This is a genomic window from Sinobaca sp. SA16-1 (assembly GCF_059510515.1).
Genome location: NZ_JCAKFL010000002.1, coordinates 365745 through 386515, shown reverse-complemented (window position 1 = coordinate 386515; position 20771 = coordinate 365745). Strand labels below are relative to the sequence as shown.

20 protein-coding genes are annotated in these 20771 nt (G+C 46.5%); 19 read left to right on the top strand and 1 reads right to left on the bottom strand.

The window, feature by feature from the left end; all coding sequences use genetic code 11:
• Positions 1-39 precede the first annotated feature (39 nt).
• Entirely contained in the window at positions 40-915 is an 876-nt protein-coding gene (locus AC5W2J_RS06000) for a YitT family protein (RefSeq protein ID WP_496058580.1), read from the bottom strand.
• Between the two features lie 126 nt (positions 916-1041).
• Here AC5W2J_RS06000 and AC5W2J_RS05995 point away from each other — a divergent pair, with 126 nt between their 5' ends.
• The 19 genes from AC5W2J_RS05995 (at position 1042) to AC5W2J_RS05905 (ending at position 20587) form a co-directional block, all read left to right on the top strand.
• Positions 1042-1383 (top strand): nucleotide pyrophosphohydrolase, encoded by a 342-nt coding sequence (locus AC5W2J_RS05995; protein ID WP_496058579.1) that lies wholly within the window; start codon positions 1042-1044, stop codon positions 1381-1383.
• Positions 1383-2183, top strand: a complete 801-nt coding sequence (gene dapB / locus AC5W2J_RS05990) for a 4-hydroxy-tetrahydrodipicolinate reductase (protein ID WP_496058578.1) — start codon at positions 1383-1385, stop codon at positions 2181-2183. The genes AC5W2J_RS05995 and dapB overlap by 1 nt, the downstream gene beginning before the upstream one ends.
• 10 nt (positions 2184-2193) lie before the next feature.
• The gene (locus AC5W2J_RS05985; protein ID WP_496058577.1) at positions 2194-2601 is read left to right on the top strand and encodes a methylglyoxal synthase; all 408 of its coding nucleotides are present in this window, start codon (positions 2194-2196) and stop codon (positions 2599-2601) included.
• The gene (bshB1, locus tag AC5W2J_RS05980) at positions 2601-3314 is read left to right on the top strand and encodes a bacillithiol biosynthesis deacetylase BshB1 (protein WP_496058576.1); all 714 of its coding nucleotides are present in this window, start codon (positions 2601-2603) and stop codon (positions 3312-3314) included. Before AC5W2J_RS05985 ends, bshB1 begins: the two co-directional genes overlap by 1 nt.
• The gene (bshA, locus tag AC5W2J_RS05975) at positions 3311-4453 is read left to right on the top strand and encodes an N-acetyl-alpha-D-glucosaminyl L-malate synthase BshA (protein ID WP_496058575.1); all 1143 of its coding nucleotides are present in this window, start codon (positions 3311-3313) and stop codon (positions 4451-4453) included. Before bshB1 ends, bshA begins: the two co-directional genes overlap by 4 nt.
• Positions 4437-5609, top strand: a complete 1173-nt coding sequence (locus tag AC5W2J_RS05970) for a tRNA nucleotidyltransferase/poly(A) polymerase-related protein (protein ID WP_496058574.1) — start codon at positions 4437-4439, stop codon at positions 5607-5609. Before bshA ends, AC5W2J_RS05970 begins: the two co-directional genes overlap by 17 nt.
• Positions 5596-6564, top strand: coding sequence for a biotin--[acetyl-CoA-carboxylase] ligase (locus AC5W2J_RS05965; RefSeq protein ID WP_496058940.1), 969 nt, complete (start codon positions 5596-5598; stop codon positions 6562-6564). The genes AC5W2J_RS05970 and AC5W2J_RS05965 overlap by 14 nt, the downstream gene beginning before the upstream one ends.
• A 211-nt stretch (positions 6565-6775) precedes the next feature.
• Complete coding sequence (gene panB, locus AC5W2J_RS05960) at positions 6776-7615, top strand: 3-methyl-2-oxobutanoate hydroxymethyltransferase (protein WP_496058573.1); 840 nt, start codon at positions 6776-6778, stop codon at positions 7613-7615.
• Positions 7612-8499 (top strand): pantoate--beta-alanine ligase, encoded by an 888-nt coding sequence (gene panC, locus AC5W2J_RS05955; RefSeq protein WP_496058572.1) that lies wholly within the window; start codon positions 7612-7614, stop codon positions 8497-8499. The genes panB and panC overlap by 4 nt, the downstream gene beginning before the upstream one ends.
• Entirely contained in the window at positions 8492-8887 is a 396-nt protein-coding gene (gene panD / locus AC5W2J_RS05950) for an aspartate 1-decarboxylase (RefSeq protein ID WP_496058571.1), read from the top strand. Before panC ends, panD begins: the two co-directional genes overlap by 8 nt.
• A gap of 24 nt (positions 8888-8911) precedes the next feature.
• On the top strand, positions 8912-11713 hold the full coding sequence (gene dinG, locus AC5W2J_RS05945; protein ID WP_496058570.1) for an ATP-dependent DNA helicase DinG: 2802 nt from the start codon (positions 8912-8914) through the stop codon (positions 11711-11713).
• A gap of 14 nt (positions 11714-11727) precedes the next feature.
• On the top strand, positions 11728-13041 hold the full coding sequence (locus AC5W2J_RS05940; RefSeq protein WP_496058569.1) for an amidohydrolase: 1314 nt from the start codon (positions 11728-11730) through the stop codon (positions 13039-13041).
• A gap of 10 nt (positions 13042-13051) precedes the next feature.
• The gene (locus AC5W2J_RS05935; protein ID WP_496058568.1) at positions 13052-13222 is read left to right on the top strand and encodes a YpmA family protein; all 171 of its coding nucleotides are present in this window, start codon (positions 13052-13054) and stop codon (positions 13220-13222) included.
• A gap of 13 nt (positions 13223-13235) precedes the next feature.
• Positions 13236-13712, top strand: a complete 477-nt coding sequence (locus tag AC5W2J_RS05930; RefSeq protein ID WP_496058567.1) for a hypothetical protein — start codon at positions 13236-13238, stop codon at positions 13710-13712.
• Between the two features lie 22 nt (positions 13713-13734).
• Positions 13735-15024 (top strand): asparagine--tRNA ligase, encoded by a 1290-nt coding sequence (gene asnS, locus AC5W2J_RS05925; RefSeq protein WP_496058566.1) that lies wholly within the window; start codon positions 13735-13737, stop codon positions 15022-15024.
• 107 nt (positions 15025-15131) lie between these two features.
• Positions 15132-15833 (top strand): DnaD domain-containing protein, encoded by a 702-nt coding sequence (locus AC5W2J_RS05920; RefSeq protein WP_496058565.1) that lies wholly within the window; start codon positions 15132-15134, stop codon positions 15831-15833.
• A gap of 15 nt (positions 15834-15848) precedes the next feature.
• Entirely contained in the window at positions 15849-16508 is a 660-nt protein-coding gene (gene nth / locus AC5W2J_RS05915) for an endonuclease III (protein WP_496058564.1), read from the top strand.
• Positions 16501-17001, top strand: a complete 501-nt coding sequence (locus AC5W2J_RS05910) for a YpoC family protein (protein ID WP_496058563.1) — start codon at positions 16501-16503, stop codon at positions 16999-17001. The genes nth and AC5W2J_RS05910 overlap by 8 nt, the downstream gene beginning before the upstream one ends.
• Positions 16946-20587 (top strand): dynamin family protein, encoded by a 3642-nt coding sequence (locus tag AC5W2J_RS05905; RefSeq protein ID WP_496058562.1) that lies wholly within the window; start codon positions 16946-16948, stop codon positions 20585-20587. Before AC5W2J_RS05910 ends, AC5W2J_RS05905 begins: the two co-directional genes overlap by 56 nt.
• Positions 20588-20771 lie beyond the last annotated feature (184 nt).

Sequence of the window (20771 nt, the reverse complement as noted above, 5' to 3'; positions counted from 1 at the left end):
CGAGAAGAGAGATCTTCTCGGCTTTCCTTCTGTTTAGAGCTATGAAATATGAATCGGCTTTTTGTTTTCATCCAGCGTAAATCCTTCACCAATCACGTCCTGCACGTCGTTTACGGTCACAAAGGCATGCGGATCGATGTTTTCCACCAGGTTTTTAAGCCGGACGAGTTCATTACGGCCGATGACACAATACAGCACCTGTTTATCGGATCCGGTAAAAGATCCTGTCCCTTTAAGCATTGTTCCACCGCGGCCCATCTCTTTCGTAATGGCAGCAGATATTTCTTCTGTATAATCCGATATAATAAACGATGCTTTCGCAGAGTATGCCCCCTGCTGGATAAAGTCAATGACCTTTGCAGCAACAAAAACAGCCACAAGCGTATACATAGCCTCCCGGTAGTTTAAATAAACAAGTGAGCTCGTAATAACAGCGGCATCAAATAAAAACAGTGTCCGGCCCATGCTCCACCCGAAATAGCGGAAGCCTACTTTGGCCAAAATGTCAGCCCCTCCCGTCGTACCTCCAAAGCGGAAAACAATGCCCAGGCCGGAACCGACAAGAACCCCGGAAAACAAGGCAGCAAGCGTCAAATCTTCCGCGAGGGGAAGATGAACGAGAGGGAAGCGCTGAAAGAGCCATAAAAATAAGGAGATACTGAACGTGCCGATAATAGTATAGACGAATACGACCCGGCCGAGTACTTTCCAGCCGATAAATAGAAGCGGAATATTCAATATAAGGTTTGACCAGGCGGGATCTATGTTGAACATAAAATATAAAATTAATGCAATACCAGTCAGCCCGCCATCAGCGAGATTGTTTTCCATGTTAAAATAGACAAGTCCAAAAGACATCACGGCAGAGCCGAAAATAACAAAAGCAATGTTAGTCAAATGCGTGCTCGTTTTCATCGAGATTTCCTCCTTTATTCCATCAGCCTTTACCAGTATAAGCGAAGAGGCACCCGGAGACAATTTGTTTCGGATTGTCAATAAGCAGGGAATCAGATACGATATCAGCAGGAGGCGGATAACCAAATGAGTAAAAAGACGATACAGGACATGCAGCAGGAAGTAGACCGCTATATCGGCCAGTTTGAAGAGGGGTACTTCAGCCCGCTTGCCATGATGGCCCGATTAAGTGAAGAAACCGGCGAACTGGCCCGGGAAGTCAACCATTCCTATGGGGAAAAGCCCAAAAAGAAAGAGGAACAGGAAAATTCAATGGAACAGGAAATGGGAGATATCCTATTTGTATTAATATGCTTTGCAAACTCTTTACATATTGATCTGGATGAAGCATTTGATCTCGTTATGGATAAATTTCAATCACGGGATGCAGATCGTTGGACAAAAAAAGAACAGGGAGAGAATGATTGATGACAAAACATATACGTATAGCTGTAGCAGGCCCGCGCGGCAATATGGGACAAGAAGCAGTGAAGCTTGCAGACCGGACAGAGCATTTTGATCTTCGTGCCGTTATCGACTCTAAAAATAATGGAAGCCGCTTAAAGGATATTGCCGGCATGCCGGCATTGGATATACCGGTGTATACTGACATCCACGAATGCTTTCAGGAAAATGAAATAGACGTACTGATCGATTTAACCAATCCGGAAATCGGCAGAAAGCATTTGGAAGCGGCTCTCATGCACGGTGTAGCACCTGTTGTAGGCACAACCGGCTTTACAGAAGCCGATATTGAGAAACTGAGCAGCGAAGCGCAAGAAAAGCAGATTGGGGTCGTTATTGCTCCTAACTTTGCTATTGGTGCTGTTCTGATGATGAAATTTTCCAAAATGGCAGCAGCCTACATGCCGGATGTAGAAATTATGGAAATGCACCATGACCGTAAACTGGATGCCCCGTCCGGGACGGCAATCAAAACAGCTGAATTGATCAAAGAAAATCGTGAACCTCGTAAACAGGGACATGAAAAAGAAACCGAATCGCTTGCCGGAGCCAGAGGGGCAGATATAGACGGAATGAAAATTCACAGCGTCCGGCTGCCGGGACTTGTAGCCCACCAGCAGGTAATGTTTGGAGGAGCAGGCCAGACGCTTACGATCAAGCATGATTCCATCAACCGTGAATCCTTTATGCCAGGCGTTCAGCTGGCTGTAGAATATGTAGTAGAGAACAACGTGCTCGTGTACGGTTTAGAAAACATAATGTAGGAGGACGAACATGAATATTGCCTTAATCGCCCACGATAAGAAAAAAGAAGACATGGTCGGATTCGCCCAGGCATACAGCCGCATACTGCAGGAACATCAGCTGTTTGCCACCGGAACGACAGGAAAAAGGATCCAGACAGAAGCAGGTCTTGACGTTCACTGCTTTCAGTCTGGTCCGATCGGCGGCGACCAGCAGATCGGCGCCCTTGTGGCAACAAACGAGATGGACTGTATTTTATTCTTCCGCGATCCGTTAACTGCGCAGCCGCATGAACCGGATGTGTCAGCCCTGCTCAGACTTTGTGATGTACACGGTGTTCCGCTGGCTACAAATATGGCTACAGCGGAAGTCCTGATTAAAGGAATCGAAGATGGGCTCCTTGATTTTCGTAATGCACCAAAGAAAGCGGACTTATAATGGCTGCTTCGTTGACCCTGCTGGCGTTTGGCGCCCACCCGGATGATATAGAAATTGGAATGGGAGGCACGGCCGCCCTTCATGCTCAAAAAGGCGATAAAGTAGCTTTTTGTGCGTTAACGAGAGCTGAGCTTTCAAGCAATGGGGATATCAAAACAAGGCAGAAAGAAGCGGCGCGGGCGGCTGAAGTGATTGGGGCACAAGAGCGGTACCAGCTGAATTTTCCCGATCGGAAATTAACAAAAGAAAGCCCGGAGTATGCAGAAATAGTGACGCTGATCCGTTCCCTGCAGCCGGATCTCGTATTTTTCCCCTGGCATGAAGACCGCCATCCGGATCACATCATGTGCGGCACCATTATAAAAGAGGCACTGTTTGATGCGGGAATCCGCAGATATACGGAAGCGGGAGGAGAGGCATGGCGCGTGCCGTATTCCTATCAGTACAGCATAAACGGAATGATAAACCGGCCCGGCTTCTATTTAGATATTTCAAACGTTCAACAGGTTAAAGAAAAGGCACTGCTCTGCTATGAAAGTCAATTTATTTTAGGCGAAGAAAGTGTACAGACACCGCTTACAAGCATGTATATTGAATCCGTGCGGGCACGTGATCTTCTTATGGGCAAGCAGGCTTCTGTTTCCTATGCAGAAGCTTTCACTCCTTATTCACCCGTACTATTAAATGAACTGCCAGGAAGGAAAGAAGAATGAAACTTAATATTGGTATCTCCTGCTATCCGACAGTAGGCGGATCAGGAGTCGTTGCAGCAGAACTTGGAAAACAACTGGCAGAAAGAGGGCATACGGTTCATTTTATTTCAACAAGTATGCCGTTCCGCCTGAATAAAACATACCCGAATATTTATTATCATGAGGTGGAAGTAAATCAATATGAAGTGTTTCAATATCCTCCTTATACCTTAACGCTGGCAAGTAAAATGTCAGAAGTCGCCAAACGGGAAAAGCTGGATATTCTTCACGTGCACTATGCTGTGCCTCATGCGGTCTGTGCTCTGCTGGCTAAAGACATGGCCCAGACTGGATTAAAGGTAGTAACAACGCTTCATGGAACCGACATCACGGTCCTTGCAAACGATGCTTCACTGAAAGAATCTATTTATTATGCAATAGAAAAATCAGATGCTGTCACAGCCGTGTCGCGGTCGCTCGCCCAGCAGACAAAAGATATGCTTGGCATTAAAGCGCCGATTGACTGTATATATAATTTTATTGATCATACCGATGCCGTTCAGGAACACAGCAGACAATGGTGGAAACAGGAGTACAAAATTCCTGAAGACAATAAAGTGCTGATTCATATTTCTAACTTCCGTCCGGTCAAACGGGTCAAGGATGTTATTAAAGCATTTTATACGGTGCAGCTGAAACAAAAAGCTACCCTGCTGATGCTTGGAGATGGACCGGATCTGAATAAAGCATGGCAGCTCGCAGAAAAACTTGGCATCGCGGAGTCCGTTCTTTTTTTAGGGAATCAGAAGAATATATCCGACTTTTTATATATGTCGGACGTGATGTTTTTATTATCAGAAAAAGAAAGCTTTGGACTGGCTGCTTTAGAAGCAATGGCGTGCGGGGTTCCTGTAGTGGGAACCGATGTGGGCGGCATTCCGGAAGTAATCGAAGACGGCCGCTCAGGCTTGATCGTTCCGGCAGCAGATCCGGAAGCGGCAGGAAAGGCAGCCCTGCAGATCATGGCAGGGCGCGATACGTTTCAATCTTTTTCCAGTGAAGCAAAAAAGCGTGCCAATGAAGAATTCTCAGCATTAAAAATCGTCCAGCAATACGAAGACGTGTACAAAAGGGTGCTTGCTGATGGAGAACGTTTATAACGAAGCAGCAGCGTTTCTTTCGTTATTAAAGAAGCGGGGTATAACAGGCTGGCTGACCGGGGGATGCGTAAGAGACTGGGTGAAAAATGGCTGGGATTCTATCCCCCGGGATATCGACATAGCAGTGGATGCTTCCGCCCGGGAAGTAAAAAGCAAGTTCGGCAAAGCACACCGTATGTCCAACAGGCATGAAACGATTATTATTAGGCGCGGGGGACATGTTTATGAGTTAACAGAGTTGAAAGGCGCGGGCATCCACGAGGATTTGTCTTCCAGGGATTTTACATGCAATGCGATGGCGGTTGATGCAGATGGAGAGCTGTTGGACCCGTTCGATGGCATAAGTGCTGTTCGGTCCGGTTTAATTAAAGCCGTTGATTTATCCCGCAGTGTACAGGAAGATCCGCTTCGGATTCTGCGGGCGCTTCGATTTAAAGCCCAGTTCGGCTGGCGTATAGATACCGCCACAGAACATGTCTGTAAAAAGGAGACAGAAACTCTGCAGGAAACAGCTGTTGAACGCATAAAAGAAGAATGTTCGCTTCTTCTTGAAGGCAGATTTGCAGCCAGTGCGCTTCAAAAAGCAGATGAATTCCGGGTGTTTCAGTTTTTTCCCGGGATGATTCGATCGCATCCGCTTTGTTTATGGAGATACCCGAGTGAAAAATTAGACGATGAACTCCTGCGCTGGACGGGTCTGTTTCTTATGCTGTATGGAGAGGCGGGATCGGTGATTTTAGGAAGCTGGCCGTTTTCCAACCAGCAGAAAAAACAAATCCGACGGCTTTTGGAGGCAGTAAAAGATCCAGGGTACAAGCAGGATCTGTACACTCTTTATACACTAGGACGCGAGCAGGCCGTACGCGGCTATACGCTGCATCAATGGAAGTATCAGTATACTCCGGATGAACAGGAACTAAAAGTATTTGACAGCCGGTTGAACGCCGTTCCTATACAATCAATCAGAGATCTAGCCGTAAACGGAAAAGATATTCAAAAGCAGTTTCCAGAGCTTTCGTCTTCCTGTTATGGCAGCCTGCTTCGTTTTTTGGAAAGAAAAGTAGTAACTGGGGAAATCGCCAACGAAAAACATACACTTTTGAAGGAAGCCGGTATTTATACAACAAAAAGAGGGAGGGAAAATAGTGAGGGATAAGCTGTTGGCATTGTTAAATGAATCGGGCAGTTCTTTTGTTTCCGGACAGGAAATAAGCGATAAGCTGGGAATATCCAGAACGGCCGTATGGAAGCATATCGAAGAACTGCGAAAAAAAGGCTATAAAATAAATGCGGTAACGAAAAAAGGCTATCAAATCGAATATACTCCCAACTCCTTAACCGCTGACGAAGTCAACGCCCATTTGGAGACTAAAGCGTTCGGCCGGGTTATTCATTCGTTTGATCAAGTGGATTCGACCCAGATTCCCGCTCATGAAGCGGCAAGAGAAGCGGCGCCGGAAGGAACCATTGTGGTGGCAGAAGAGCAGCTGAAAGGAAAGGGGCGGCTGGGCAGGCCCTTTCACTCCTCAAAAGGAACCGGACTCTGGTGCAGCCTGATTCTGCGTCCTTCCTTTCCTCCGCAGCAGGCCCCTCAACTCACGCTGTTAACAGCTGTCGCTATTGCAGAAGGAGTAAGAAAAGTAACCGGTCTTCCTGTGGATATTAAATGGCCGAACGATTTATTAATTGCGGATAAAAAAATAGCAGGAATTCTCATTGAAATGCAGTCAGATCCTGATCAGATCCACGCGGTGATCGTTGGTTTCGGTTTAAACATTAATCAGAAAACAGAGGACTTTCCAGAGGACATCCAGGACCGTGCAACTTCGCTTGCATTAGAGGGAAATCAGCTCTACAATCGGGCCCGGCTGCTCGCAGAAATATTAAAAGAATATGAATACTGGTATTTTAAAATGCTCGATGAAGGATTTGGCCCTGTGCGTGAAAAATGGGAGTCTCTGGCTGTTACCATTGGAAAACAAATTACAGCAGTCACTTCGAAAAAAACAATGCACGGACTTGCCAAAGGCATTACAAAAGACGGCGTACTTCTTCTTGAAACGCAGGACGGAAAAATAGAATATATTTACAGTGCAGACATTCATGAATAGCGCAGTTCTTAATAAAATTTGATATACTAAATGCATCTTCAACGTTTAAGGACAGTATCGATTTTATCGAACTGTACCGCTTGCCCGATACGACGAATGATTGGTCTGCCTTGATCCGGCAATGGACAGGGACGGAGAAAGATGAAAGCATAATTACTTGATGAACCTTGTATTTCATCCTTCTCCCTATAAATTAGGAGGAGAGATTAGCATGCATACCACATCAACATTACGAAAGTTAAAACAGAAACATATCCCGATAGCGATGATGACCGCATACGATGCCCCATCAGCTGCTGCCTGCGCGCAGGCAGAAATGGATCTGCTGTTAGTTGGAGATTCTGCAGGGATGGTCATCCATGGATACACGTCGACGGTGCCCGTCACAGTAGATGATATGATATTGCATACGCGGGCGGTGAAACGCGGGGCACCTGATGTTTTTACCGTCACGGATATGCCTTTTCTAAGCTGCAGCGGAAGCCGTGGTGAAGCCGTGTCGGCCGTAAGACGTACGATTCAGGACGGCGGAGCGGATGCTGTAAAAATCGAAGGAGCCGGAGCATTTGTTCCTTTGATTGCCGCTCTTACAGAAGGAGGCGTAGCCGTCATGTCCCATCTCGGATTAACGCCGCAGTCGTTTGCTGTGCTTGGAGGCTATAAAGTACAGGGGAAAAGTGAAGAATCAGCCTCGCGCTTAATTGAAGACGCAAAGCAGGTGGAGCAGGCCGGGGCTTTTGCTCTTGTACTCGAGTGTGTTCCCGGTGAATTAGCAGCGTACATTACATCCATCCTTTCTATCCCGGTTATCGGAATCGGAGCCGGCAGCCAAACGGATGGACAGGTGCTTGTGTACCATGATGCTCTCGGTATAGGAAACGGGCACGTACCCTCTTTTGTCAAAGCATTTGTTGAACTGGAACCATCCATTCATACGGGGCTTGCGGATTATGTAAAAGAAGTAAAGGAGCGCTCGTTTCCTGATGCGTCCCATACGTTTACGATGCCCACAGCTATTCTGGAAAAAGTAACAACAGGTGCCGGCATATGAAAATAATCCGTACGATCCAGGAAATGAAATCAGAAGTCAGCCGGCTGAAAGCAGAGGGCCATTCGCTCGGATTTGTTCCTACGATGGGTGCTCTGCACGAAGGGCATACATCCCTTTTTAAACGCTCGGCTGAAGAAAATAAATACACTGCGGCCAGTATATTTGTAAATCCCCTGCAGTTCGGTCCGAACGAAGACCTGGAGGCGTATCCGCGGTCTGAACAAGAAGACATCGCTGCAGCCGATAAGCATGGGGTGGACCTCTTGTTTCTGCCGTCCGTTCAGGAAATGTACCCCCGCCCGATGACGACGGTGATCCATGTGAAAAAAGGGGCCGATGTACTCTGTGGAAAAAGCCGGCCGGGCCATTTTGACGGGGTGGCCACTGTCGTTAATAAACTACTGCATATTGTTCCGGCTGATCGTGCTTATTTTGGCAGAAAAGACATTCAGCAGGCAGCCGTGCTGATAAATATGATTCGTGACTATCATCTGGACACAGAGTTAATTATCTGTGATACCGTAAGAGAAGTATCAGGCCTGGCCAGAAGTTCCCGCAATGTGTATTTAAGCAGCAGCGAAAAGCAGGAAGCGGCCCACATCTATACAGCTCTGACAAAAGCCGGGACGCTCTGGGAGAACGGTGAACTGCCGCAGAAGACAGTGGCTGCTGTAAAAGAGCATCTAACCACACATACGACGGGACGCATTGACTACGTGGAGGCGCTGCCTTTTCCTTCTCTTGATCCATCGGATACTACAAGTGAAATGTGGGTGATTGCCTGCGCAGTTTATTTTAATAAAGCGCGGCTTATCGACAATATAACGGTACCAGCAGTATCCCCTTACGTTCAGACAGGAAAAAAGGAGAAGAGCCATGTATAGAACAATGATGAAATCAAAGCTGCACCGGGCCACAGTAACCGAAGCGAACCTTCATTATGTCGGCAGCGTCACGATTGATGAAGAATTAATGGAAAGCGTCGATCTGCTGGAAAACGAAAAAGTGCAGATCGTAAATAATAACAATGGAGAACGTTTCGAAACGTATGTTATAACCGGACCTCGGGGCGAAGGCACCATCTGTCTTAACGGGGCAGCAGCACGCCTTGTGCAGCCGGGCGACACTGTAATCATTATCGCCTATACGATGATAGAAGAAGAACAGGCTGCTTCGTGGCAGCCTAAAATAGCGGTGCTGAATGCAGAGAATAAAATTGAGCAGTACATTAATAAAGAAATACACGCAGCGACGCTGGAAACAGAACGTTAACGTGCAACGATAATAACGGGGTGAATGAGCTTGCCAAAATATGTAGTAATTGATACGGAAACAACAGGAAATGCGCCGCAGGCCGGAGATAATATTATTCAAATAGGAGCCGTGTTAATGGAAGATGATTCCATCGTTGACACGTTTTCTGCTTATATCCGCCCGGCTCATTCAATTCCCCCGTTTATTATGGAGCTGACAGGGATTACAAACGAAGATGTGGAAAAAGCAGAACCGTTTGCTCTTGCAGCAGCACCCATGCTTGCCTGGCTTGAAGATGCGGTGCTGGTAGCTCATAACGTTCCGTTTGATTTAAGTGTACTAAACGCGGAGTTAGCCAATGCCGGTCTGCCTCTGTTTCAGGGCCAGACGCTTGATACGGTTGAATGCGGGCGTTTCATGTTCCCAACAGCACCCGGCTATCAGCTGACCCAGCTCGCTGATTGGCTCGATATTTCCCACGACAGGCCGCATCAGGCAGACAGCGATGCAATCGTTACGGCTGAAATCTGGCTTGCCATAAAAAGAAAAATAGAAACGCTGCCGGTTCCTGCCCTTCAGAAGCTGATGACGGCTTCCAGATACATGCAGAGCCACTTGGAGCCGGTATTTATGCAGGCAAAAAATAACCTCCGGCTCAAAGAATCGGAGAACATTCAAGTAATACACAATATAGCGTTAAAGTCCCCACAGGCACCGTCTGTAAAAGAAACGCTTCCTTCTCTTTCCATGCCGCCCCTTTTCAGCAGGGACGGCTATTTCTCAGAGAAGTGGGATGGGTTTGAATTCAGGGAAGGCCAGCAGGAAATGGCAGATAAAATAACGGCCTGCTTTTCTCAGCGTTCCCATGCTTTAATCGAAGCGGGTCCGGGAACTGGTAAATCTTTAGCCTACTTAGCGCCTGCTGTTTTCCGCAGTCTTGAACAGCAGGAGCAGATTGTAATCTCTACTTATACAAATGCGCTTCAAGAACAGCTGTATGAAAGAGACATTCCTTTTTTAAAAACGATGCTGCCATTTTCATTCAAAGCATCTATTCTTAAAGGAAGACAGCATTATCTATGCCTGCGCCGCTTTTCCATGCAGTGGCAGGAACCTGTGGCCACGCACGATGAAGCCCTGGCCCTCGCGCAGGTAACCGTATGGCTGCTTGAAACACAGACCGGCGATTTAAATGAATTAAACCGGGCCGGAGGAGATAATCATGCGATCTGGCAGAAAATATGCAGCCGGAGAGCGACTGCACCAGGACCCGGCTCTTCGTGGTTTCCTTACTGCTTTTACGAACGTGCCAAAAAACAGGCAGCCGAAAGCCAGATTGTGATCGTCAATCATGCCCTGCTTTTTTCGGATGTGAAACGCAGAAACAGTATACTGCCGCCCTATGACAGACTTATTATAGATGAAGCGCATCAGATCGAAGAAGCGGCTTCCAAACATCTCGGAGCAGACGTTGATTATTATTCATTCCAGTATTTATTAAACAAAATCGATGCCGGTACCGGGAAAGGCAGTTTTTTTAAACTGCAGTTAATCGAAGAAGAAACCGTTCATGTACTGACAGAAATCTGGTATCAAAAACGCCGGGACCACATCGCCCTCTTGAAATATGAGTGCAGTGAACTGTTTCGGCTTCTGCGGCAGATTTGTATGAAAAACAGCCATTCCGGGCGCACGGATGTAGGACGAATGCTCTACCGCTACGAGCCCGCGGCTCAGAACGGACCGGCCTGGAGAGCAGCGAGGGAAGCGGTCCACCGCCTCGAGATGATCTTTCAGGAGGAGAAAAAAGAATGGACGTATTTTAAGCAGATTCTACAGAAAAATACGATCCATTCAGATTATAATGAAGCCCTGCTTACGGATTTTCAGCAGACCGCAGATGACCTTAGTGAGGCATTCAGCGAGCTCAGCCAGGTAACACTCGTGCAGGAAGAAGACCACGTGTACTGGATGGAAGCTGACCATAAAGGGGCTGCAAACGGAGTAGCTGTTTACAAACGTCCGCTGGATGTTTCAGATGATCTTGCAGATAAACTGTTCGGCGCCAAAAGCAGTGTTATTATGACGTCTGCTACGCTGATGGTCGAACAGTCCTTTTCTTATGCTGTATCAAAATGGGGACTGGAGGATTTTACACCGGAAACGTTGTACATTCCTTCGCCGTATTCATATAAGAACCGCTCCGCTCTTCTCATACCAAGTGATTTCCCCGGCGTTCGGGCGAGCGGGTATGTAGAAGCGATGGCTGACTTTATTTATCATACGGCTTCTGTTACAGAAGGCAGAGTGCTTATTTTGTTTACTTCTTTTGATATGCTGTCCGACACGTATTATATGCTCCGGGACTGGGATGAAATGAATAGTTTCACCATTATAGCCCAGGGCATTCACAGCGGCAGTAAAAGCAAACTGCTCAAAACGTTCCAGCAGAACAAGCGGACAATTCTTTTAGGAACAAATGCTTTTTGGGAAGGAATTGATTTACCGGGAGATCAGCTGCGCTGTTTAATTATTGCCAGGCTGCCATTTTCTCCCCCCGGAGATCCACTTATTCATTCTCAAATGCAGCGGATTGAAAAACGAGGAGGCAGTGCATTCCATGAAATGTCTCTGCCGCAGGCAATCCTTCGTTTCAGACAGGGATTCGGCCGGATGATCCGGGGACACTCGGACCGGGGGACCGTCGTCGTGCTTGATAAACGAATCATGACAGCTTCGTATGGGCCGGCGTTTTTAGATTCCCTGCCGGATATGCCGGTTGTGCATAAACAGTCAGATGCGCTGTTAAACTATATTCATGATTTCTATAACGAAATTAATTAATAAAGGAGATAACCATGCGTTACACTATAAAAAATGTTCATATTGTTCGAGGAGATCAGGATAATGCTGTCTCTTATGATCAATGGCTTCGGGTTGAAGACGAAAAAATTGCAGCCATAGGCAGTGGAGAGCCTGATCTGCAGGCTGGAGAAGAAATTATTGACGGAAAAGGAAGGTGGCTGACCCCGGGCATGTACAATACCCACGGTCATACGCCAATGGCGCTCCTGCGCGGCGTATCCGATGATGTCGTGCTGCAGGAATGGCTTGGCAATAACATCTGGCCAAGGGAAGCGCTGTTTGATAAAGAAGTGTCAGAGGCAGGAACCATGCTGGCTCAGGCTGAAATGATCCGTTCGGGAACGGTAGCGTTTCAGGATATGTATCACGTCGATATGGATGCGGTTTTCCGTACCACTCAGGATTCCGGTTTAAAGGCAGTGCTGGCACGTGCCATGATTGGTTTAGTTGATCAGCCTGAACAGCAGCGGCGTCTCGATGAAGCTGTATACCTTGGAGAAAAATGGGACACAGAAGGAGGGTCCCGTATTAAAGGAATGATGTTTCCGCATGCCCCCTATACGTGTCCACCGGATTTCATGAAGGAAGTAGTAAAGGCCGCCCATGACAAAAAGTGGGCGCTCGGCATTCATTTAATGGAAACACGCCGCGAGAAAGCAGATTACGAGAAAGAAAACGGCGTCGATTTATTTGAGGATTTGATGAATATGGGATTTTTCGAGGAAAAGACCATTCTTACGCATACGGTTCATATGAGCGAAAAGGAAATGCAGCAGCTTAAAGGAAAGCCTGCTTATATTTCTCACAATCCAATGAGCAACGCCAAACTGGGCTCAGGCATTATGCCGATGATGCAGATGAAAGAAAACGGCCTGCCGATTTCTATCGGTACGGACAGCACCGTGTCCAATAATAACCTGGATATGTTTGAGGAAATGCGGATGGCCGGATTTATGCAGAAAGCATCTCATGAAAATCCAGCTGTCATTTCCTCTGAAGAACTTTATAAAATGGCGACTAAAAATGGGGCGGAGACCCTTGGATTTGGAAATGCAGGTACGGTGGAACCAGGGGCAGACGCTGATTTTCTGTTTATTAATGCAGAGGAGCTTCATCTGCAGCCAAAGCAGAACATTTCTTCGCATCTCGTCTACGCTGCTTCCGGCAGGGATGTAACGGATGTGTTTGTAAACGGGCATCGTTTAATGAAAGACCGGGAGCTGCTTACGATGGATGAAGAAAAAATCCTCTATAACGTAAACCGGCAGTTTGATAAACTGGAGAAAGTATATCAAAGCAGAAAATAGGAGGATTAACATGAGTGATCAAATTGAAGTAATGGCAACAACGCGGTTTAAAGCCGCAGATGATGTTTATAAAATAGTAGACGCCTTAAACAGAACCTTAAAAGACGATGATTTAATGTTTGGGCTTGCTCTGGATGAAAAAGATCCGGAGTATATGGTATTTACGATCTACCGCACATAAAGGAGGCAGATCTATGCTGAAAAAATGGTATGTTATTCTGCCTGCAGCAGCTGGTTTGTTTTTAGCTGCAGTGTTTATTTTTCTTCTGATTGCACGAGGACCTCTTCTGGAAGAACGAGCCCAGGGCGAAGAACTGGCGCTCGAAGAAGAAAATGTCGAAAGCGTGGATGACGTGTTCATATATAATGGGAGCACTTTTTTATACAGTACATTAGTCACAAATGAAGACGACAGCCGCGACTGGGTATTTTTAAATGAAGAAGAGGCAGTCGACCGGATAAATGCCGCAGAGGCGCTTTCGGTGGAAGAAGCTGAATCCCGTATTATGGAAGACAACAACCTGGAACGAATAAATAAAGTGACGCCGGGAATAGAAGACGGCGTACCGGTCTATGAGGGAGTATACGAAGCAGACGGCAGGCTTCAGTATTACTATATCCGGATGGCAGACGGAGAATTTATTAAGCGCTACAGCTTTAGAAAAGATTAAGGATTAACAGGAGGTCCGGAAAATGAAACCAACGATAGAAAAAATCAGCCGGCACGTAGATCAGACGATTACGCTTGGCTGCTGGCTTGCCAATAAACGTTCAAGCGGAAAAATTGCTTTTCTGCAGCTTCGGGACGGTACAGGCTTTATTCAAGGAATTGTAGTCAAAAGTGATGTAGGCGAAGACCTGTTTCAAAAAGCAAAGGGATTAACCCAGGAAAGCTCTATGTATGTGGAAGGAATCGTAAAAACCGACGAACGTTCTCCGTCCGGTTACGAACTGCAGGTAACAGGGCTTGAAATTATTCATGAAGCCGTCGATTATCCGATCACCCCGAAAGAACACGGTACGGAATTCTTAATGGATCACCGTCATTTGTGGATGCGTTCCAAAAAACAGCATGCTATTCTGCGTATCCGTAACGAAATTATCCGGGCAACATATGCCTTTTTTGACAAAGAAGGGTTTGTCAAAATTGACCCGCCTATACTGACAGGTAATTCAGCAGAAGGCACAACAAACTTATTTCACACTAAATATTTTGATGAGAATGCCTACCTTTCCCAGTCCGGGCAGCTTTACCTTGAAGCCGCCGCAATGGCATTCAACCGCGTTTTTTCATTTGGCCCTACATTCCGGGCCGAAAAATCAAAAACGCGCCGCCATTTAATCGAATTCTGGATGATAGAGCCGGAAATGGCGTTTACGGATCACGAAGAAAGTCTGCAGGTCCAGGAGCAGTACGTATCGCATATTGCAAAAAGCGTTATCGACCATTGTCCGCTGGAACTCGAAGCATTGGAACGCGATATTACGAAGCTTCAGCAGATCCAGGCACCGTTTCCACGCCTCACATATGATGAAGCCATCGTTTTTCTAAAAGAAAAAGGATTTGATATTACCTGGGGTGAAGACCTTGGTGCGCCTCACGAAACGGCTATCGCAGAATCTTATGACAAGCCGGTGTTCATTACGCATTATCCACTTGGCATTAAGTCGTTCTATATGAAGCCGGATCCTGAAAATCCGGAAGTAGCGCTGTGCGCGGATCTTATTGCACCGGAAGGCTACGGCGAAATTATCGGCGGCAGTCAGCGTATTGACGATTTCGATCTGCTCGAACAGCGGTTTGAAGAACACGGTCTTTCCGAAGATGCTTACCGCTGGTATTTGGAGCTTCGTCAGTACGGATCTGTACCGCACTCCGGATTTGGTCTGGGACTGGAACGGACCGTTGCATGGATGTCCGGTATTGAACATGTAAGAGAAACCATTCCATTCCCGCGTCTGTTAAACAGGCTTTACCCATAAACCAATAGCTGCAGCCCTTAAAGCAAAGCCCTCTACTGTGAGGGTTTTGCTTTTAAGTCCTATAGGTAAATGATAAAATGAAACATGGCAGAAGGAGAGATCGGCTCATGGAACAATCGGATATTATTGATATTATGCACAGCGGGTATTTAAGTGTCCCTAAATTTTTATTTGATCATTACAATCAGATGGACATTTCTGATTCTGAAATGATGATCCTGCTTCATCTGCACCGCTTTATGGAAGAAGGAGAATTTTTCCCGACACCCGATGCCATTGCAGCAAAAATGACAATTACAGCCGAACAGTGCGCAAAAGCACTCCGCCACCTGGTCGCCCACGGCTTTATTACGATAGAGGAACGGGAAAATAACGAGCGAGTGCGCTTTGAAACCTATTCGCTGCGCCCGCTTTACGAACGGATCGTGGAGTCCATTACATCAGAAAGGCAGCAGCAGAAGGCCCATAAAGATGTAACCGAAGAAGGAGAAATCTACGCAATGTTTGAAAAAGAACTGTCCCGTCCGCTTTCGCCGATGGAGTCAGAAACAATCAGCGTATGGTTTGACCAGGACCACTATACACCGGATATGATCAAAGCAGCACTGAAAGAAGCCGTGATGTCACAGACGCTCAGCCTGCGCTACATTGACCGGATTCTGCTTGAATGGCACCGGCGCGGTATTAAGACCGAAGAACAGGCAAAAGCGCACAATGATACGTACCGGAGAAACCAGGTTCAGCCCCCCCAGCAGAAAGAAAAAAACAAGCCGGCTTCGTATCCGAATATAAACTGGCTTGATGAATAATGGAGGAAAAACAGCATGCTGACGAACAAACAAACGACGGAGGCAATGGATATCATTGAGGAAATGTTCCCGGAGGCCGAATGCGAACTGGTTCATGCCAATCCATTTGAGCTGCTGATTGCGGTCGTGCTTTCGGCGCAGTGCACGGACGCTTTAGTAAACAAAGTAACCCCTGGATTGTTTGCAAAATACAAAAGCCCCTTAGACTATACAAAAGTCGAGCAGGAAGAACTTGAAAAGGATATCCGTTCGATCGGCCTGTTCCGCAGCAAAGCAAAAAACATCCAGAAGCTCTGTGCATCGCTGATCGAACAGCACAACGGCGAAGTCCCGAAAACGCGTGAGGAGCTGATGGAACTTGCCGGAGTAGGAAGAAAGACAGCGAACGTAGTGGCATCCGTCGCCTTTGGAATGCCAGCAATCGCGGTAGACACACACGTAGAGCGGGTATCCAAACGGCTTGGTATCTGCCGCTGGAAAGACTCCGTGACAGAAGTCGAGAAGACCCTTATGAAGAAAATACCGGAAGAAAAGTGGTCTGATTCCCATCACCGGCTTATTTTCTTTGGACGCTATCACTGCCGGGCCCAGCGTCCCAAGTGCGAGGATTGTCCTCTTCTCCTTCTCTGCCGTGAAGGCACGAAGCGGATGAAGAAACTCCAGGCCCATGCCTGAATTAATGATTTATTCCGAGTGGAAAACCCCTCCTTTTTATCAAAAAGAGGCTGTTTCAATTCAGGCGGGTTCCACCGATTGGAAAGAGGAAATGGGCATTTATCCCTTTTTAGCTGAAATTGCTTTTCAAAATGGCCACGAGGGTTTCGCCTTATGGGAAGATCCATTTGCTTCGATAGAGCAGTGGCAGCTGTACTGGCAGCAGACAAAAACAGAAATAAAAGACCTTATTGCCGCAGGAGAAGGAAAAAAAGCCAATCCATTAATCGTTCCCGCCATCTCCGGTTTAATAGAAAGTTTTTTCTGGATGAACGGCCGGCCGGCGGGCCTTGATGCAGGCAGCTGGGACGAACTGGACATACTTCCTGTGAACGGGAGGGAACGCATCGACTTTATCTGCAGCCGGCCCGTGCATCATCACAGTTTTGCCCAGCTTAATGAACTTTATGAAGAATGCCGCCGGAAGGCTGCTGCACTTAAACGTAACCAGTAAAGAAAAAGAAAGAGGGGGGTCATTCAAGGTGGAAAACACAGCGGTATCAACCTGGGAAGATTTATTTGAACAAAGAAGCCTCCGCCGGAGGGAGGCACTACAGGAGAAGTCTGAAAAGAACTCTTTTGAACTCGCGTTCTGCGGTCATTTCTCCGCCGGTAAATCAAGCGTAATCAATGATCTTCTCGGCCATGACATACTTCCTACAAGTCCTATTCCAACCAGTGCCAACATTATTTCGATTAAAAAGGGTGAGGTGGCGCTTGAGCTGGTGGACCAGGGTGGCAGCACGCGCAAATGGGAGCAGGAAATCCCCTGGGATAAAGCAAGAAAATGGGGAATGGACGGCAATGCGATTAAAGAAATGACAATTTACGGGCCGTTTCCTTTTCTTGACGACCATGCAGCCATTATTGATACGCCCGGTGTGGACTCTACGGACCCGGACCATCAGAAAATAACAGCCTCCCAGCTGTTTACGACAGATATGATTGTATACGTGACCGATTACAATCATGTACAGTCCGAAACAAATATTGAGTTTCTGCAGCAGTTATCCAGAGAGAAAAAACCAATTGTTCTCGTTATTAATCAAATTGATAAACATAATGACAAAGAGTTAAGCATCCAATCGTTTGAAAATGCGGTAAGAAATATGCTGGCAAAATCCAATATACGTATTTTATCGCTGTTTTTTACTTCGATGAAAGAAGAGTCCCACCCTTTAAATCAAAAACAGGACTTTACCCGGTTTATTAAGTCCGTTCTGTATCACAGCAAATCCTTGAAAGCGCCAAGCATCCAGGCACTCGAAACAGCAGCCGTATATGATCTTCTCGAACAGCTTGAAGATGAGCAGGAAGAAGCCTGGGAGAAATGGGAAGAAGAAGTGCAGGCGGAGGGCATGGACCCGGCGGTTCTTCAGAAAATAGACAGAGCCGGTGAAGACCGTTCCAAAGAAGAAGCGGAGAAAAAAGAAAAGCTGGCGCACACGGCAAAAGAAAGAAAGCAGATACTGGAAAATGCGATTCTTTTTCCACATACAACGACTGAAAAAGCAAAATCATGGCTGGAAAGTATGGATCCCGGTTTCAAAACAGGAGGACTACTTAAATCAAAGAAAAAAATTGAAGCGGAAAGAGAAAAAAGGGAAGCAGAACTTTGTGCGGATCTAAACGAAAAAATTAAAAAACAAATGGTCTTTCACCTCCGCGATCTGTTAAATCAAATGGAAACATATGATGAAGAGCTTTTTAATACAAATAAAGAAGCCATTCAACGTGTATCGTTTGAAGCAGACTCTGCATTTCTACGCTCGTTTATTTCTTCCCAGACGACCGACCGCCAATTTTTGTATACATTTATCGATCAGGTATCCCAGTCCGCAGCCCGCCATTTAAAAACACAGTCAGCTGATCTGTTTGATACGCTGCAGGAAGCGGTGCATACGTATTATGAAAATCGTGCCTCCCAACAGAAGCAGGAAGCAGAGCATTCCGCGGCGTACAAACAGTGGTGGGAGCAGTGGAAAGAAACAAAACAGCAGCTGGAAGCAAAAAAACAGGCGGCCCGAAACTGGCTGAAACAAAACGAATCCAAAGCACTGCAGGAGCAGATTGAACAGGCCTCCGTACAGGAAGCGCCTCAGGGCATTCCGGAAATGCACATCGTGCAGGAGACGGAAAGCCTGATCAGCGCAGAAGAATATACGGAGGAAGCAGCGGCAGTTAGACAAATGGATGAATCGGTTATTCCTGCAGTAGAATCTTATTTAGAAAAATTTATTGAAAAGCCGCTGTTTCAAAAAGAGAAGCAGGCCTTAAGACGTGAAGTAAACCAGTATAATAACAACCATATTAAAATTTCTTTATTCGGGGCATTCAGCGCAGGGAAATCAAGCTTTATTAATGCGATGCTCGGCAGTAATGTGCTTCCGGTGTCTCCACACCCAACGACCGCGGCGATAAACCGTGTGCTGAAGAGTGATGATACGCATGAACACGGAACGGTGGATCTGCATTTAAAAGAAGAATTATTTCTGGATAAAGAAATACAGGCTGTCTCCAAAGAAATCGGCGAAAGCTGGACGTTTCACACGTTGAAAAACTGGAAACGTCCATCCGGCCAGCAGGCTAATGCCCGGCTGAGGACATACTATCAGCACTTATACACGCTGCAGCAAAGTATAAACCGCTACAAACAGGACCTGGGAACGAAAAAAACCATTCTGTTGGACGAGCTTCAGGACTGGGTGGCTCAGGAAGAGAAAGCCTCCATGATTAAAGAGGTAATCGTATATTATGACTGCGACTGGACGCGAAAAGGTCTGGAACTTATTGATACACCCGGAGTTAACTCCATTCACGGAAGGCATACGAATGTCGCCTTCGAGCAGATCAGACAGTCCGATGCTATTTTTTACGTAACGTACTATAACCATGCTTTTTCCAAAGCCGACCAGATCTTTTTGCAGCAGCTGAACCGGGCTAATGAGAGCTTCTCCCAGGATAAGCTGTTTTTCCTAATAAATGCAGCGGATCTCGCGGACAGCCCTGCCGAACTAAATGGAGTAAAAAGCCATGTGCGCGATCAGTTAAAGCGGAATGGATTTGAAGCACCGCGTCTTACTGCTGTATCAAGCAAACAGGCGTTAACGGATAAACAGGAGGGCAACAGGGCTGTATCGAGCGGGTTTCAGGATTTTGAAACACAGTTCACTAATTCAGTCTGGCACGACCTCCGTTCCAGCCATCTGGCAGCTATCCAAAACCGGATTTCCAGCATAACAAAAGAATTGCAGCGTACGCTGCAGGCTATGAATAGGGACACAGCTGAGCTGGAAAATAAAAAGCGGAAACAGGAACAGGCTGTTCATGCTAAAAAAAGCGAACTGCAGGAGCTTTCCCTGCACCCGCACCTGCCGACCTTTCTGCAGGAAATTGAGGAACAGTGTGCTTACTTAATTGACCGGGTAACATTCGGAATGAACGATTACTTCTCGATGGCAGTGAATCCTGCTGTCATTTCGGCCTCATCCAAGAAGCAGCAGAAAGAGCAGCTGAGAAATGGTATTAGAGAAGTGGATGGATTTGTACGCCAGTTTGTGATGCAGGAAAAAGAAACCCTGCATATACGGATAGAATCCCTTGTAAAGAAAAAAACGATGCAGGAAATGAATCTTACCGCAGATAAATGGAAAGAAGAACTGCCGCTTCTGGATGTTCCGGAGGTGGAGTGGAAAGAATGGGAAACACCGATTACCTTCCCGTCTCTTGAAGAAGAAGTGTACGTGTCAATGTTTCGGTCGAGCCGTGATTTTTTTGAAAATAAAGTGAACCTGGATATGAAACAGCAGGTGTCCGGCGATATTCGTTCCCAGATGAATACGATCGTCAAAACTTACCAGGAGCTGCTTGTAAAAGAAACAGAAGCGATTACGGCTGATTTGGAAACCAGGGCCGCTCAAGGCTTCGAACAGCAGCTGAACGATGAGCTGGAGCGCCTGGAATGGCTCTACGATATTAACAAAAAATCTTTTATCGAAGAAGAAGCAGACTGGCTGAAAGCCGAATTTGAAAACCAGTAAAAGTATTTGGAAATAAAACCTAACGACGTACAAAAAGACAATAAATACGTATTTTTATACAAAAGCCTATATAGGGGTGCTTTCCGCAGGTCATACCTCAGCTAAAGAGGAAAAGAACGACCTCTTTATCTTCACCAATGGCTGTTCTGCAGGAGTCACCCCTCCAACAAAGTATTAATAGAAT